The following is a 17,112-nucleotide window of genomic DNA, read 5'->3' as shown; positions in this document are numbered from 1 at the left end:
TCTTCCTCCTCTTCTCTAAGTTTTTGTTCTTTCAGCTTTTCTTGGCGAATTTTTTCTTCTTCCTCTTTTTTTTGTTGTTGCAATCTAAGTTCTTCTTTAATTTCTTCAGGAGTCTTTTCTTGCTTTTTTATCATTTCTTCACCTTCGAAAAGTGTGCCTTCCACAACTTTGTCTATTTTAGCACAGTTCATATCTCCAGCAGCTAATAGCCCCAATATGGTGTTAAGACTATTGTTTGCTTCTTTTTCTTTTAACTCTTTGATTAATTTAGAATGAGCAATTTCAATGGTAGGATTGCCAATCTTTACTCTTTCAATATGCGTAATATGTTTAATCAAGTCGATAAGACCATTTAGATTTGAGCCTCCTCCAGTGATAATCATACCTGCCAACAGTTTGTCATGATAACCTGATACTTGAATTTGGTTCCAAACATTCGCAATGATTTCTTCTGCTCTAGCTTTAATGATATCATTAATTTTGATTAAAGGAACTTCTCTTGTCTTTTCTTCATCTAGGAAGAACGTTTCAACAACATCATCATCTGATTCTTTGTAATTCAGGTCTCCAACTCTTAGCTTGAGGTATTCAGCCCTTGATTCTTCTATTTTCAAAGAAGTCAAATCTTTGGTTATATTATGACTACCTAAAGGGATTACTGTAAGAAAACGTAATAAGTCATTTTTAAAAATAGCAATCGTAGTTGTTTCTGCTCCAAAGTCAACAAAAATACATCCTGATCTTCGGTCAGATTCGGGCACCAATAGCCTAGCAGCTGCTAGAGGAGCCACAAGTAAGTCTGCTATTTCTATATCCGCTTTTTCAAAACTATGTACCAGACTCCTTTTTACTGTATCTCGACACACTACATTCATAAACTGACCTTCTAGGTGATCGCTTGCAACGCCTACAGGATCCAATTGGTAGTCGTTACCAATTCTAAACTCTTGAGGAGCGACTTCTAAAATGGTCATATCATTATTGGGAATATCAATATTCTCATCACAAACTGAATCTACAAGCTCCTGTGTTATCAGTTGTCTTTCCTTTAGTGTACGATTAATGACATTCTTAATGGTATGTATAGACTGCCCAGCAATACCTACATAGACTTTAGCAATTTTGCTATTTAGCATTTGCTCTAGATCTTTGACTATAGCTGTTATTGCTTGAGCTGTTTTATCCAAATTATATACTACTCCTTTTTTCATGTACGATGTAGCATCTGCCTTAGAAAAGGCAAGGACTTGCATAGTCCCATCTTCATTCTTTTTGCCTGCTATTCCAGAAATTTTTGTCGAACTAAGTTCTATTGCTGCTATAAATTCTGTCATTGCCATATATTGCTATTTTAAATTTGCTTTAGTACAGATAATCTGGTTACTAAATTCTATATTAATTTTTCGATACTTATTCCAGCCAACTTGGTTAAGTACTTTCTCGTAAAAGAGTTTTAGTCGGGCTAGTTTATCACTATAGTCCGTTAATGTTCCTATGACTATAATATGATCACCTACGCGTGGAATAAGCTCCACTTCATTCTCCTTAACAATATGAATTTGTTCTATCTGATTGTTCCAAAACTCATTATTGCTAAGATACATAACAAAATCATAAAGAGGACCAGAGGCGAACTCTTTTGTTATATTGCCAGTTGCTACAGCGATGTATGCATTACATTTTGTTTTAGCTGGCATAATTTCTCGTTTGTTATCAACAAAGAAATCTCCTTTTGTAGAAAACACCCTTAATACGGGGATTCTCTGATGTATTTCTATCCCTATTTTACCACTTGGAGTCTTATAACATTCTACTTCATCTATAAGAGGATGCTTTTGTAACTCATTTTCTATGTCATTTGTTGAGATTTCATCTATCTTTTTATCAACAGGATAGATTTTCTTGTTTCTTAGTATGCTATGGATTTCATTTTTTGTTATAAAATCTCCATGTTCCAAATTCTTTATGGAGAGCTCAATATCTGTACAAATCAATTCTGCATTAGGAGTATTGAGTACAGTTACTGCCAATAGAAGATAGCTTACTACTGTTAGCATGAAGATTAATATAAGAATTCTTTTTATCATAGCGTAAAAATCAGCTCTCTAAGGTTACTTTTATTTGTGGTAATAGTTGGTTTATATCTCCTGCACCAAGAGTTAATACAATATCAGTTGAGAGGGTCGATAATAAATTTACTATATTTTCTTTAGTTGCTGTATGTTTTATTACAGAGTTTCTTAAGTTGCTATAAATTAACATACTAGTAACTCCTTCAATAGGTTCTTCTCTTGCTGGATAGATATCAAGTAGAATTACTTCATCTGATAAAGATAAGCTCTCTGCAAAATCTTTGTAAAAGTCCTTAGTTCTTGTGTAGAGATGAGGTTGAAAAACAGTTGTTAGTTTCCTTTTTGGATATAACTCCTTGATAGAAATGATGCTTTGTTTAATCTCAGCAGGGTGGTGTGCATAGTCATTAATAAGTACATGTTTATCATTCTTTAAGACAAAGTCAAATCTTCTTTCGACTCCTTTGAAAGTACCCATGGCCCTTTTAAGTTCTTGGTCTTTTGCTGCGCATAAATGTGCTACAGCAAGGGCAGCTACACTGTTTTCTATATTTATACTAATGGGAACACCTAGTTGAATGTTGTTAATTCTAACATTAGGACCTACAAAATCCATAAATATTTCACCATTTTCAATAATGATGTTTTCAGCATGAAAATCTCCTTCATGAGCGGAATAAGTGTAAGTTTTTACTCCTTCTTTTAATCTAGGATGTATTTTAAGACCTTTTCTGATCACTAGTATGCCATCTGAGTCTATTAAAGATGTATAATGTTCAAAACTCTCAAAATAGGCTTCTTGGGTTCCGTATATATCTAAATGATCTGGATCAGCAGATGTTATCACGGAGATAAAAGGATGCAATGCATGGAAGGATCTGTCAAACTCATCTGCTTCAATAACAGTGTATGGGCTTTTTTTACTTAATAATAAGTTTGTATTATAATTCTCCGAAATTCCACCAAGGAATGCTGTGCATCCGATACTAGATTCATGTAGTAAGTGAGCTATCAGTGTAGAAGTGGTTGTTTTACCATGTGTGCCAGCAACACAAAGTCCTCTACTTGATCGGGTTATTAAACCTAGTACTTGCGATCTCTTCATAACACTATAATCCTGCTGAATGAAGAATGTGAGCTCAGAATGTGTATGTGGTACAGCGGGTGTATAAACAACAAGCGTATTTTCTTTAACCTTAAAAATCTCAGGTATCAATGTCAAATCATCGCTATAATGAATATTTGCTCCTTCGTGAATAAGTTGTTTGGTCAGTTCACTCGGAGTTCTGTCATATCCTGCCACAGCTTTTCCTAAGGAAAGGAAGTATCGAACAAGAGCACTCATACCAATGCCACCTGCTCCAATAAAATAGACGGATTTTATATTTTCGATCTTCATAATTTTTACTCTTTATTTGCTAGTTTCAGTATTTCGTGTGCAATAATATTAGCAGAATCAGATAATGCTAATGTTTTAATATTATTACTCAACTGTTGTAACAGGTGTTTGTCGGTAATAGTTGAATGAATGGTTGGCATTAGCTTTTCGTTCAACTCCGTATCTTTAACATACAATGCAGCCTTTTGATTTACTAAAGCTAGAGCGTTTTTTGTTTGATGATCTTCTGCTACGTTAGGTGATGGAACTAACAATACAGGCTTTTCTAATAAGCAGAATTCAGAAATTGATCCTGCACCTGCTCTTGATACAATCATATCAGCTGCTGCATAAGCTTGAGCCATATCTGATATAAAGTCTGTAATAATGATGTTTTTTAGACTTTTACCTTCAACTGCTTTGCGTATTCTATCAATGTATATTTTCCCAGTTTGCCATATGTACTGAATGTTGCTATTCTCCATTTTTTCTACAGCGTTAAGCAGACATTTATTAATAGATTGTGCTCCTAAGCTACCCCCTACAATTAGTACAGTAGGTTTATTGGGGTCTAAATTATAAGATCGCTTTGCATCCTCTTTAGAATAAGTACTTTGTAGTAAATCTTGCCGTACCGGATTACCAGTAAGAATGATTTTTTCAGCAGGAAAAAAACGGTCCATACCTTGATAAGCAACACATATCTTACTTGCTCCCTTAGCTAGAAGTTTATTTGTGACTCCAGCATAGGAGTTTTGTTCTTGAATAAGAGTAGGAATATGTAATCGTTCTGCCATTTTAAGAGTTGGACCACTCGCAAATCCTCCGACTCCAATGACTACATCTGGTTGGAAGTTTTTAATTACTTTTTTTGCTTTGGAAAGGCTTTTCAATATTTTCCAAAGAACTTCTATGTTTTTCCATAGTTGCTTACGGTAAAAGCCTTTAATTGGTAGTCCAATAATTTCATATCCAGCTTGAGGAACTCTTTGCATCTCCATTCTATCTTCAGCACCAATGAATAAAATAGAACTATCTGGTTTGATTTTTTTTATCGCATTGGCAATAGCTACAGCTGGAAAGATATGTCCACCTGTACCACCTCCACTAATAATTATTTTGAGTTTGTCTTCATTCATAAGTTTGTCCTTTCTTCGGGGAATCCATCGTCTTCTTTTAATAATTCGGAATGTGGACCTTGGGCTAATACTTCGGGTTGAATTTCTCCTGCACCATTTGCTGTTAAAGCAAGTTGTACTTCTGTTTTATTTTCTGCTTGTTTTTGTGAATAATAGCTAACGCTCAAGACCATTCCTAGCATTGCACAATTAATGACCATACTCGATCCTCCTTTACTAATTAGTGGGAGAGGTTGCCCTGTTATTGGTAGTAACTCGACAGCTACCATCATATTGACCATTGCTTGTGTAACAAGTATTAGTCCTATTCCGAGGACTAAAAATGTTCCAAATCTATTATTGCATGTCCGAGCTATTTTCCCTATTCTGACGAGTATGCAAATATAAAAAAAGGTAATTATAGCAGCAGGTATTAGTCCTAATTCCTCAATAATAATTGCATATATAAAGTCTGAGAAGGCTTGGCTTAAAAAGTCTCTTTGCACAGAGTTTCCTGGTCCTAATCCTACTAGACCACTAGTTGCTATTGCAATATTAGCATGTCCTCTCTGTGCATTATCTCTCATGTACTGGGCTGGAGGTAGCTTTTCATTAGTTTCATCCATATAATCTACAACACGATTAACCCAGGTTTCAGCTCTGTGAAAGATTGATATTGAATTTACTTGTGGAATGAGTTTAGCTGCACCGACAAGTGAAAAGACAAGGAGTAGTATTATACCGATGCTTTTCAAAAGAGTCACAATCTTTACACGTCCAATAAAAAGGAGGATGAAAGTTACAAGTCCTAATATCGCGGCAGTAGAGAAGTTCTCTATTGCAATGAGCAAGCATATAATTCCAGCTACGATACCGATATATTTGAAGGCTTTATTATCCGTATTCTCCTCTTTTTGATATTTTGAAAGAATCAGTGCGATAAAACAGATTAATCCTAGCTTTGCTAACTCTGAAGGTTGGAATTGAATTCCAAAAAGCTCTGTCCATCTAGCGGCACCATTCGTTCTAAGTTCGGGAAATATAAACCCTCGAATAGTAACCCATGCCAATAAAAGCATAGCTAAGGGAGTCAGAAATATGCCTATGAGTTTGAACCACTGATATTCAATATTCATGATTACTAGCATAACCATAAATCCTATGAAAAGGAATATAGAGTGCTGAATAATAGGACTCCAATGATCACCTGATTTATAGGTAAGAGTACTTGCTGCACTAAACACTTCAATGATAGAGACAACACAAAGAATAAAGAATATAACCCATATGACTTTGTCTCCTTTGAATATCTTTTTTATTAGGTCCATAATTATAGTGATTTAACAGATTGTTTAAATAGCTCCCCTCTGTTTTCATAGCTAGTAAATAAATCAAAAGATGCACAACATGGACTGAGTAGAACAGTGTCTCCACTTTTTGCTAAGCCCTTTGCTTTTACTACCGCATCTGTCATATTATTAGTATCTTCAATGGGAATATTGAAGCCATCAAAAAATTGATGTAGTTTGGTATTATTTGCTCCAAGAAATACAAGACCTGTACATTTTTCCTTTATGAGAGGAGTAATTTTATTGTAATCATTACCCTTATCTTTTCCTCCAAGAATTAATATGGTACTGTTATGCATAGCTTGTAAAGCATACCAACAAGAGTCCACATTTGTGGCTTTTGAATCATTTATAAACCTAACCCCATGTATCGTGTCAACATATTCTAATCTATGCTCTACTCCATTAAAAGAATTCAGTCCTTGTTCTATTTCCATAGGAGAGAGTTTGGATAAATACGCAGCTGTAATAGCTGCCATTGTATTGTATAGATTGTGTACACCTGATAATTTAACAAATTCTTTATCAATGCTTAAGTTACCACCATCAAGGATTATCTTGTTGCCTAATTTGTATGTGAAGTCAGAATGCTCAACACTAAAAGGATTCTTTGTAGCATGGATAGTTCTATGATTTATTTGTTCTTTAAGTATAGGATCATCTGACCAATAGATAAAATGATCTTTATCAGTTTGATTTTGTATAATACGAAACTTTGCATCAATATACTTATCCATGCAATTATCATATCTATCCAGATGATCAGGAGTGATATTAAGTAGGATAGCAATGTCTGCTTTGAAGTTGTACATATTATCAAGTTGAAAGGAGCTAAGTTCAATGATATAAAACTCATGGTTTTCTTCAGCTACCTGTCTTGCTAAACTCTTCCCTATATTTCCAGCTAAGCCAACATTTTTTCCTGCTTTATGAAACATGTGGTATAGTAAGCTAGTTGTTGTGGTTTTACCATTAGAACCCGTAATACAAATCATTTTTGCATTTGAATATCTACCAGCAAACTCTATTTCCGAAATGACAGGTATATCTTTATCTTTAACTTGTTGGATGATGGGTGCTGTGTCTGGAATCCCAGGGCTTTTAATAATCTCATTAGCATTGAGAATTCTGTTGATAGAATGAGTACCTTCTTCCCATTCAATATTATATTTGTTCAGTTCGTCTTTGTAGTTGTTTTTTATTGATGACGAATCTGAAACAAAAGTTTCAAAACCTTTGCTCTTTGCCAAGATGGCGGCACCCGTGCCACTTTCTCCTGCTCCTAGAATAACTATCCTTCTGGTCATTTTATCTAATTTTTAAAGTAATGATAGTTACTGCTGCTAAGAGGATAGTTATAATCCAGAAGCGGACAGTAATTTTGGATTCGTGGAATACATTTTTTGGCTTAGTAAACATATAGCTACATTCAGGATCTAATTGAGCTTTTGTTGTCCTAAAATGATCATGTATAGGAGTCCTTTTAAATATTCTTTGTTTCTTGCCTTTTTTCTTTCCTAATTTGTAGTAGCGGACTTGAAGAATTACAGATAGATTTTCTACTAAAAACACTCCACATAGAATAGGTATTAATAACTCTTTACGGATAATGATAGCAAATACGGCAATTATACCACCTATTGTAAGACTTCCTGTATCTCCCATGAATACTTGAGCTGGGTAGGCATTATACCATAGAAATCCGATTAATGCTCCTACAAATGCACAAATGAAGATTACCAGTTCCTCACTGCCTGGTATAAACATAATATTTAGGTAGCTTGCAAACTCTGCATGACTACCGAGGTAGGCTAAAATCCCTAATGCAACACCAATTATAGCAGAGTTGCCAGCAGCCATTCCATCCATGCCATCATTTAGGTTTGCACCATTAGATACTGCGGCTACGACAAAAATTGTAACTAATACAAAAAGAACCCATCCTGCTTTTTGTTTATGTTGTCCAAAGAAGCCTACTACATCAGCATAGTCTAGATTGTTGTTTTTGAAAAATGGAATTGTTGTTTGTGTTGATTTTATGTTCTTGGTTGTATGAACTATTTCTGTTTCATGCCCAGGCATCTCTACCTCCATGTTTTCACGAATAACAGCATCTGGGCTAAGATATACAGTTAATCCTACAATTAAGCCTAAACCAACTTGTCCTAAGATCTTAAATTTACCTCTAAGTCCTTCTTTATTCTTTTTGAAAACCTTGATGTAGTCATCTGCAAAGCCTATAACTCCTAACCAAATAGTTGTTATAAGCATTAAGATCATATACGTATTATGGAGTTTGCCTAAAAGCAAACAGGGAATAAGAATAGATATTATTATTATTACACCACCCATGCTAGGAACGCCTGTCTTGTTGACACCAAAAGGATCAATGCTAGCATCTCTTTGTATTTCTGTAATCTGTTTAAGTTTTAGTCTATCAATAAACTTGTCACCAAATATCGTTGAGATAAGTAGTGCTAAAATTATTGTAGCAATAGCTCGGAATGATGTGTAACCAAACATTCCAGCTCCTGGGAAATTATATTTTTCTAACCATTCAAATAGGTAGTATAGCATAGTCTTTTCTTTCTTTTATCTTGTTCTTAAATTTGTTGTGTTTGAAAAATATTACGAACTTCTTCCTTGTCGTCAAAATGATGTTTGACTCCTTGAATATCTTGATAAGTCTCATGTCCTTTTCCTGCAATAAGGATAACGTCGTTGGTTTTTGCTAGCATACATGCTGTCTTAATTGCATCTCTGCGGTTTTCAATCGTTAATACATTTTGCTTCTCTTCTGTGTTTAAACCATCAAGCATATCTTTTATTATCTCTTGAGGATCTTCAAAACGAGGGTTATCTGAGGTTATAATTACTGTATCGCTGTTTTTTATGGACTCTTTTGCCATTAAGGGCCTTTTGCCTTTGTCTCTGTTCCCTCCAGCTCCTACAACTGTTATTACTTTTCCTTTACCATCAAGAATATCATGTATGGTGGTCAGTACATTTGTTAAAGCATCAGGAGTATGTGCATAATCTACAATAACGGTATATCCCTTGGGAGCTTGTAATGTTTCAAATCTTCCTGATACAGATTTAAGTGTACTGATAGCAATTAAAACTTCATCGGCTTTTTGCCCTAATAAACAAGCTGTTCCGTAAACTGCAAGAAGGTTATAAACATTGAATTTACCTGTAAACTGCACTACTACATCTGTGTTGTTTATTTCGAGAATCATTCCATTAAAATGTGATTCAATGACTCTAGCTTTAAAATCGCATAAACTTCTAAGAGAATATGTGTGGATGGCGGACTTGGTGTTTTGTACCATTACCATACCATTCTTATCATCTAGATTGACTAAGCTGAAAGCATTTTTAGGAAGATTGTCGAAAAACTCTTTCTTCGCTTTAATATAATTGGCTATTGTTTTATGATAGTCTAAATGGTCACGAGTTAAGTTTGTGAAAATTCCACCAGCGAACTTTAGTCCTGAAATCCTTTTTTGTTCAATTGCATGAGAACTGACCTCCATAAAAGCATAGTCACATCCTCTGAGTACCATATCATGCAAGAGTTTGTTGATAGTTACCGCATCAGGTGTGGTATGGGTGGTTTCTAAAGCTTCATCATCAATATAGTTGCATACTGTTGATAATAAGCCAGCCTTATAGCCTAGTTTCTTAAAAGTCTTGTAAAGAATAGTTGCAACAGTAGTTTTCCCATTTGTACCTGTGACTCCTACAAGCTTAAGCTTTGAAGACGGATTGTCATAAAAAGTAGAAGCTAAAATACCTAAAGCAGCCTCAGAATGGGGTACTTGTATGTAAGTGATATCCTTGTTTTTTTGTTCTGGTAAATCCTCACACAATATAGCTACAGCACCTTGTTTGATAGCTTGATTTATATATTGATGACCATCTACTTGAGTTCCTCTTAGGGCAGCAAATAAACTCTGTTTTTTTACTCCTCTTGAGTCGATTTGTATATCTATGATGTCATTTTGAACTGGGCCAATTATTTTTTTAGTCTCAATTCCTTTGATTAAGTTCTCTATTACCATAATTGAAGGTTTTTGTTATCGTAATTCTACTGTGATGGTTGCTCCTGGTCTGATATTCGAACCGTTTGGAATCGATTGACGGTATACCTTGCCACGACCTGCAACTCTTACATTTAAGCCTACAGATTCTAACGCAAAGATTGCGTCTCGGGCGCCCATTCCATATACAGAGGGAACGACCTTAGTTGAGATATTAGCATCTGTTACTTGAATTTTATTTTCTAGAGTATCAAATGAACTCCATTTGTTTTCTTTATTGTATGAATCTGTATCATAATGAATTCCCAGCTCTTTAAAAATAGATATACTTTTTTGAGCTAATCCTTTTTTTACGATAGGAGCAGGGGGGTTAATAGAGTCTATTGCCGAGGTTACATTATAATATTGCTTTAGATTCATAGCATATATTCTCTCTGCTATTTTGTTGAAGACGATGGCACACTCTCTACCACCACCACCACCACCACCACGGGCAGATTTAATATTGACTAATATTGTATATTTAGGCTTATCAGCGGGGAAATACCCACAAAAACTCAGTAGATGTTGCATTCCACCACCCTGATAGCCACCAGATCCTTGAGATAGCTGTGCAGTACCTGTTTTTCCAGCCACTTTAAATTGTTCTGATCCAGCTCTCTTACCAGTACCTTCACTTACAACTCTTTCAAGTATCTCTTGAATATCTTTTATAGCTCCTGATGAGGCTATACTAGAGTTTAAAACTTCAACAGGGTATTTTTTTATTATTGATCCATCACGGCTTACAGCTTGCACAAATCTAGGTTTAACCATTTTCCCATTATTAGCGACTGCATTATAAAAGGTAGCCATATTGATAGGGGGAATGAGGGTTTCATAGCCAAAACTCATCCACGGTAAGGATAATTTGGAGAATCCTTGATCATCTGTATTTCTTATAACTGGTTCTGCTACACCTTCTAACTGTAAGTCGAGCTTCATTCCTATCATTTTTCTTATACCATCAATATACTGCTGTTTATTAGTTGCATAACATTCTTCAATAGTTACTCCCACACCAATATTTGATGAGTTCATCATAATTTCATCAATATTTTGATACTTTTGTTCCTCCTTGAAACCACCATTTCTCCAGTTCCAATCTCTTATTAGTTTTCCATGCATATTATAGGTTCCATCACCTAAATATTGCTTGTAATCTCTTGTTATTTTGCCATCATTTAAAGCTGTTAAGATAGAAACAGTTTTAAATGTAGAGCCAGGTTCAAATAAATCGATAACAGCGTTATTCTTTTCTTCGCGGTATATGCCATCGCTTCCTCTTGACATATTCACAATAGCCTTAATATCTCCTGTTTCTACCTCCATTACTATTGCAATGCCAAGTACGCCATTTACTTCTTTGAGCATATCCACTAGTGCTTTTTCACTAATATCTTGCATATCGACATTGAGGGTGGTAATAATATCATCTCCATGAATTGGCTTTTCATCGAGTATAGATAGGTATTTGTTTTTAACTTTGATTCGATGCCCTAACCCATCTTTACCTCTTAATACATCGTCAAAAGATTTCTCGAGACCATTTTTAGCCCCTTTAGCCATATCAAGGTATAAGCTACCAATAGTTCGGGAAGCTAGAGTACCAAAAGGTTTTTCTCTGTAGTTGGACTCTGTAACATGTAGCCCACTTTTATTGGCACCTTTATTAAATACTGGTAATTCTGTAATATCTTTGTATTGAAGATAGCTCACTCGATAGGGATATAGAGAAGCATGCGCACTTTTATTTTTAGCATTAAGCCCCTTGATCAGTTGATTTCTAAAAAAGCTTTCTGAATGAGTTGGTAAAATTTTGTGTAAACCTTTACAGATGTATGTTATACTATCTTTTATTCCCTTTTCTTTAATTTCATGGTTAAACTTATAATCCATGAATAGTCTATATTGAGGAAGTGAACTTGCTAATAACTTCCCATCACTTGAAAAAATCTTACCTCTAGTGGCAGGTATAATAACATTCTCTTTTTCGTAGTTTTTTTTGGCTTCTATCCAATAGTCTTTTTCAAAAAACATAGTTACTCCAGCCTTTACTACTATGCCACCAGCACAAAGGGCAAGAAGTAAAACAATAAAAAAGTATCGATTTAGTATGTCATTTTTTTTAATAGCCACGGTGTAAATTAAATAAGTAATTATTTTTTTATAATATAGGGTGGATTTGTCGGAATTTCTAATTCACTTCCTTTTCGAGTGATATGCTCTTCTATTTTGGATTGTCGACTCTTATCCATTAAATCAGCTGTACGTGTAAGTGCTCTAAACTTTGAATCTTTTAGAGTTACCTCTAGTTTATTCTTTTCAATCAGTAACTGTTGATATTGATATCTATTACTGACATAAAAGATTGCGATTACTACAAGTAATACGATAAATGGAATATTCTTTAAGATTATTTCTTGTACCAATATATCTCCTCTTAAAATACGGATAAACCCAAGTTTTTTTTTCGCAGATTTTGGCTCTTCGTTTGTATTGGTGTTTAGGTTTGGATCTTTCATATTCTTAAAGTTTTTCAGCTATTCTTAATTTAGCACTTCGAGAACGTGGATTAAGCTCTTGTTCTTGATCTGTAGGTATAATTACCTTATTATTAATTGCCTTTATTGGAGAAATAATCTTTCCATAAAAGTCTTTATTCAACTTACCCTCAATGTTTCCAGTTTTAAATAAGTTTTTCACCATTCGATCCTCTAGGGAATGGTATGTAATTACAGCGAGTCTTCCTCCTGGTTTTAAAAGTCCAATTGCTGATATGAGCATCTCTCGTAGAGCTTCCATTTCTTCATTAACTTCAATCCTTAGTGCTTGGAACACTTTGGCAAAATCCTTTTTTTGTCTTTGTGGTCCAAAAAGAGGTGTAATAACCTCTATGAATTGGGCTATAGTTTTAATAGGGTTCTCTGCTCTATATTTAACAATTTTCGACGCAATCCTTCTACTGTTTTTTAGCTCTCCATAAAGGTAGAAAACATCTGCTAATTGTTCTTGGCTATAGTTGTTCACTATATCAGCTGCCGTTTTAGATGCACGGGTATTCATTCTCATATCCAAGTCTGCATCGAATCGGAAAGAAAATCCTCGTTCACTTTCATCAAAGTGATGTGAGGAAACACCTAAATCTGCAAGGATTCCACTTACTTCAGTAACATGGTAATATTGAAGGAAATTTTTAATATAGCGGAAGTTAGACCTCACAAAGGTAAATCTACTATCTTGAAAGCTGTTTTTCTCAGCATCTTTGTCTTGATCAAACGAGAATAAGTGACCTGTAGGTGCTAAGTGGCTTAAAATTTCTTTGGAGTGTCCACCTCCACCAAAAGTTACATCCACATAAATTCCCTGAGGATCTATATTTAGTCCATTAATACTTTCGTTTAAAAGAACAGGTATATGATAGGGTTGATTATTCATGTCTGTCATTATCATTCATTATTTGAAATAGATTTGCGCTAAATTCCTCTGGATCCATAAAAGGTGCATTTGTGAGTTCTTTAGCCCAGATTTCTATTTTGTCATCCATACCAATGAGTCGTATATCATTATTTATATTGGCTAATTCTTGATAGCGTTTGGGTAATAATATACGGCCATTAGTATCTATATTTAAAATTTCGACATCACTTACATATTGTCGTAATATCAATTGATGTTGAGGATTCCACTTGTTTAATTTGCTTTTTAGCTCATTTAATTCTGTGTTCCACACTGTCATTGGGGTTAAAACTAAGCAGGGTTGATATAGATCTTTGCATAGCACTATCTTCTCTTCTGCTTTTTCAAGAAGTATTTTCCTAAATAGTACAGGAATAAAGAATCTTCCTTTACTATCTATTTTAGCTTCTATGTTCCCAAAAAAATGCAATTTGATACCTTATTATATGTGATTATTAGTTTTAATGTAAAATTACATATTTCCCCACAATTCCCCACTTTTTTAATTGAATATTTTTAGTATATACTTTATGCTCTATTAAAACTCTTAGATAAGTGTAAAAAATAGAGAAAAGACTAGTGACGAATGTTAGAAATAGTTTTGAAATAAAAACGACTATTCTCTAATTTAGGAAATGTCAAAGTAATTAAATGTAAAATATTAGCGGTTATAATTGTCTTAATTCATGATTTATATTTACTTTCGTTTACACTTGTATCGTACATTTTTTTTAAAATGTTGTAGAGTTCTAAAAAGATAAGCTAAATTTGTGCTAATTATTCATTTGTGAAATCATGGCAGATAAAGATTTATTTTTATTAGATATCGATCAAATACTTAAGGATAAAATGCCTAAGTATTATAGGTTTATACCTAAATTTATAATCCAATATTTAAAAAAAATAACTCATCAAGATGATCTAAATGTACTTTTATCAACAACAGCTAAAGGAAAATATGGAGTTCCCTTTTTAGAGGCTTCACTAGAGTTTTTGGATACGCATTTAGTCATTAAAGGAGAAGATAATTTGCCAAAAGATGGATTGTATACATTCGTATCTAATCACCCTTTGGGTGGACAAGATGGACTTGCTCTAGGCTATATACTGGGAAAGCAATATGATGGAAAAGTAAAGTATTTGGTGAATGATCTATTAATGAATGTGCAAGGATTAGCTCCTTTGTTTATTCCTATAAATAAGACAGGTAATCAGGCTAGAAGTTTCCCTCAAATGGTTGATGCTGGTTTTAAGTCGGACAATCAATTAATTATGTTTCCTGCTGGCCTTTGCTCTAGACGTATTGATGGCAAAATTCAAGATCTAGAATGGAAGAAGACATTTATTGTTAAGAGTGTCCAAACAAAGAGAGATGTAGTTCCTATTCATTTTGAGGGTAGGAACTCCGACTTCTTTTATAACTTATCTAAAGTTTGTAAATGGCTTGGAATTAAGTTTAATATAGCAATGTTATATCTTGCAGATGAAATGTTTAAGAATAGACATAAAACATTTACGGTGACGATAGGTAAGCCTATCCCATGGGAGACTTTTGATAAAAGTAAATCGCCAAAGGAATGGGCAGCTTACGTTAGAGATATTGTATATAAACTATAGAGAAATACCACTGGTAACATATGGAAAAGATTATTGAGGCGGTAGATAAAGACCTCATCAAGGCAGAATTAACTGAAGAGAAAAGATTGAGAATGACCAATAAAAGTCAGAATCAAATCTATGTCATTACTCACCAAGATTCTCCGAATACAATGCGTGAAATTGGGCGATTAAGAGAAATTGCTTTTCGTGCAGCAGGTGGTGGAACTGGTAAATCTATAGATATTGATGAATTCGATATCTCTGAAAATTCCTATAAGCAATTGTTAGTATGGGATCCTGAGAGTGAAGAGATATTGGGTGGTTATCGCTATATTCTAGGTACAGATGTAGAAATAGAGAATGGTATTCCGCAAATAGCAACATCTCATCTATTTAAATTCTCGGATAAGTTCATTAAAGATTACTTACCTACAACTATTGAGTTAGGGAGATCTTTTGTGACTTTGGAGTATCAGTCAACTAGGGCGGGGAGGAAAGGCCTTTTTGCTTTAGACAATTTATGGGATGGTTTAGGAGCTTTGACTGTTATTATGCCTACGGTAAAGTACTTTTTTGGGAAAGTAACCATGTATCCAAACTTTCATAAGCATGGTAGAGATATGATCCTTTATTTTTTGCGTAAACATTTTGGTGATAAAGAGAATTTAATTTTACCTATAAAACCTTTAATGTTAGAGAGCGATCCTTCTGAATTATCAGAATTGTTTTGTGAGAAAACATTTAAAGATGACTACAAAATATTGAATGCAGAGGTTAGAAAATTAGGATATAATATACCCCCACTTGTAAATGCTTATATGAGCTTAAGTCCAACCATGAAAATGTTTGGAACGGCTATAAATTATGGTTTTGGCGAGGTTGAAGAAACAGGAATTCTAATTGCTGTAGATGAAATTTTAGAAGAAAAGAGAATGCGCCATATCCAATCATTTGTTGATGAAAGAAATGGCGACTATGGAACTCTGACTTCTGGTATGAATAAAGTTTTCTATCCTGTACAAGACTCGGAGTAGAGTCTTGTGCTTTTAAATAGCTGGTAAGCTTTGTCCATTTATCTTTCTATAAAGATCTAAGGCATAAATATCAGTCATTCCAGAAACAAAATCTAGTACAGCTTGTACTCTCTGATTAAAATCACCTGATTGTATATCATACTGCCCTGAAACTCTATTTATTAATAGTTTCGAATAAGCTTTTTCGGGCTCTTGTATTGCACTTATATAGTGATTGAGTAGGGTGCTTATGATTTTATAGCCCGCCAATTCGATATCAACAACATCCTTTGCCTTGTATATCTTAGAATAGGCTACTTTTTTACATAAGTTATAAGCATTCTTTGATCTTTTTGGAAGGTGTGAAATCAAATCTCCTTCAAAATTTCCATTTAAAATTGTAGCCTCATTTTCAGTAAATATATGAGTGCATTCTTTAACTAGGTTACCTATAATTGTAGAACGTAGATAGGCTATTTGTTCGTTGGTATCTGAAACAATATTAAAAACATGCTTGGCTCTATCCAATTGTTTTGTATTTAAATAATTGAGTAAAAGCTCTTTTGTTTCTGTTGTTGATAGTATTCTTAACTTATGTGCATCTTCTATGTCCATAAGTTGATAACAAATATCATCAGCTGCTTCTACAAGATACACTAGAGGATGTCTAGCGTATCTTCTAGGCTCATTTTCCTTGATTATTATTCCTAATTCTGATGCAATTTTGATATAACTCTCCTTTTCACTGTAGAAAAATCCAAATTTTGATTTATCTCCTGCTATAAAAGATTCGTAGGGGTATTTGACTATAGAAGCAAGTGTGCTATAGGTCATGGCAAACCCTCCTTCTCTTCGGCCATTAAATTGGTGCGTAAGTAAACGTAATGCATTCGCATTCCCTTCAAAATGGATTATATCTTGCCAAAAATCTGTATTTAATTCTTTTTTAATTTTACTTCCTTCTCCTTCAGAAAAATAGGACGAAATAGCTTGTTCTCCTGAATGTCCAAAAGGAGGGTTTCCTAGGTCATGAGCCAAGCAA

At 34.2% G+C, this 17,112-nt stretch carries 15 protein-coding genes; 2 read left to right on the top strand and 13 right to left on the bottom strand.

Translation table 11 applies throughout. The features are described from left to right. The 12 genes from ftsA to K8V80_RS11915 form a co-directional block, all read right to left on the bottom strand. The coding region (ftsA, locus tag K8V80_RS11970; protein ID WP_276778303.1) for a cell division protein FtsA at positions 1-1,340 on the bottom strand (1,340 nt) is incomplete at its 3' end. A 6-nt stretch (positions 1,341-1,346) separates the two neighbouring features. Further along, a complete protein-coding gene (locus tag K8V80_RS11965; protein ID WP_006743640.1) occupies positions 1,347-2,087 on the bottom strand; it encodes a cell division protein FtsQ/DivIB in 741 nt (246 codons plus the stop codon). A gap of 10 nt (positions 2,088-2,097) precedes the next feature. Beyond that, on the bottom strand, positions 2,098-3,471 hold the full coding sequence (gene murC / locus K8V80_RS11960) for a UDP-N-acetylmuramate--L-alanine ligase (protein WP_276778301.1): 1,374 nt from the start codon (positions 3,469-3,471) through the stop codon (positions 2,098-2,100). 5 nt (positions 3,472-3,476) lie between these two features. Further along, the gene (gene murG, locus K8V80_RS11955; protein ID WP_006743638.1) at positions 3,477-4,589 is read right to left on the bottom strand and encodes an undecaprenyldiphospho-muramoylpentapeptide beta-N-acetylglucosaminyltransferase; all 1,113 of its coding nucleotides are present in this window, start codon (positions 4,587-4,589) and stop codon (positions 3,477-3,479) included. Continuing rightward, positions 4,586-5,896, bottom strand: coding sequence for an FtsW/RodA/SpoVE family cell cycle protein (locus K8V80_RS11950; protein WP_006743637.1), 1,311 nt, complete (start codon positions 5,894-5,896; stop codon positions 4,586-4,588). Before K8V80_RS11950 ends, murG begins: the two co-directional genes overlap by 4 nt. A gap of 2 nt (positions 5,897-5,898) precedes the next feature. Beyond that, a complete protein-coding gene (murD, locus tag K8V80_RS11945) occupies positions 5,899-7,224 on the bottom strand; it encodes a UDP-N-acetylmuramoyl-L-alanine--D-glutamate ligase (protein ID WP_006743636.1) in 1,326 nt (441 codons plus the stop codon). Between the two features lies 1 nt (position 7,225). Next, positions 7,226-8,494, bottom strand: a complete 1,269-nt coding sequence (mraY, locus tag K8V80_RS11940; protein ID WP_276778298.1) for a phospho-N-acetylmuramoyl-pentapeptide-transferase — start codon at positions 8,492-8,494, stop codon at positions 7,226-7,228. A 26-nt stretch (positions 8,495-8,520) separates the two neighbouring features. After that, positions 8,521-9,981, bottom strand: coding sequence for a UDP-N-acetylmuramoyl-L-alanyl-D-glutamate--2,6-diaminopimelate ligase (locus tag K8V80_RS11935; protein WP_276778296.1), 1,461 nt, complete (start codon positions 9,979-9,981; stop codon positions 8,521-8,523). Between the two features lie 15 nt (positions 9,982-9,996). Further along, the gene (locus K8V80_RS11930) at positions 9,997-12,138 is read right to left on the bottom strand and encodes a penicillin-binding protein (RefSeq protein ID WP_276778294.1); all 2,142 of its coding nucleotides are present in this window, start codon (positions 12,136-12,138) and stop codon (positions 9,997-9,999) included. Between the two features lie 20 nt (positions 12,139-12,158). Further along, positions 12,159-12,524 carry an FtsL-like putative cell division protein gene (locus tag K8V80_RS11925; RefSeq protein WP_006743632.1) on the bottom strand — a complete coding sequence of 122 codons (366 nt, stop codon included), beginning with the start codon at positions 12,522-12,524 and terminating at the stop codon, positions 12,159-12,161. 4 nt (positions 12,525-12,528) lie between these two features. Continuing rightward, a complete protein-coding gene (gene rsmH, locus K8V80_RS11920; protein ID WP_276778292.1) occupies positions 12,529-13,446 on the bottom strand; it encodes a 16S rRNA (cytosine(1402)-N(4))-methyltransferase RsmH in 918 nt (305 codons plus the stop codon). Beyond that, complete coding sequence (locus K8V80_RS11915) at positions 13,430-13,888, bottom strand: division/cell wall cluster transcriptional repressor MraZ (RefSeq protein WP_276778290.1); 459 nt, start codon at positions 13,886-13,888, stop codon at positions 13,430-13,432. The genes rsmH and K8V80_RS11915 overlap by 17 nt, the downstream gene beginning before the upstream one ends. A 365-nt stretch (positions 13,889-14,253) precedes the next feature. On the opposite strand from K8V80_RS11915, the gene K8V80_RS11910 reads away from it, so the two are divergent. Together K8V80_RS11910 and K8V80_RS11905 are read left to right on the top strand one after the other, a co-directional pair. After that, positions 14,254-15,075, top strand: coding sequence for a 1-acyl-sn-glycerol-3-phosphate acyltransferase (locus K8V80_RS11910; RefSeq protein ID WP_006743629.1), 822 nt, complete (start codon positions 14,254-14,256; stop codon positions 15,073-15,075). A 20-nt stretch (positions 15,076-15,095) separates the two neighbouring features. Then, the gene (locus K8V80_RS11905; RefSeq protein WP_006743628.1) at positions 15,096-16,091 is read left to right on the top strand and encodes a GNAT family N-acetyltransferase; all 996 of its coding nucleotides are present in this window, start codon (positions 15,096-15,098) and stop codon (positions 16,089-16,091) included. Positions 16,092-16,103: 12 nt separating this feature from the next. On the opposite strand, the gene dgt is transcribed toward K8V80_RS11905, so the two are convergent. Then, positions 16,104-17,112 (bottom strand): dGTP triphosphohydrolase (dgt, locus tag K8V80_RS11900; RefSeq protein ID WP_276778287.1); only part of this gene is annotated, 1,009 nt, incomplete at its 5' end.

It is taken from the genome of Bacteroides coprosuis (assembly GCF_020741705.1).
Classification (GTDB): Bacteria; Bacteroidota; Bacteroidia; order Bacteroidales; family Bacteroidaceae; genus Bacteroides_E; species Bacteroides_E coprosuis.
The sequence above is the reverse complement of the archived record's forward strand: the minus strand, read 5'-3'. Positions and strand labels throughout refer to the sequence as shown.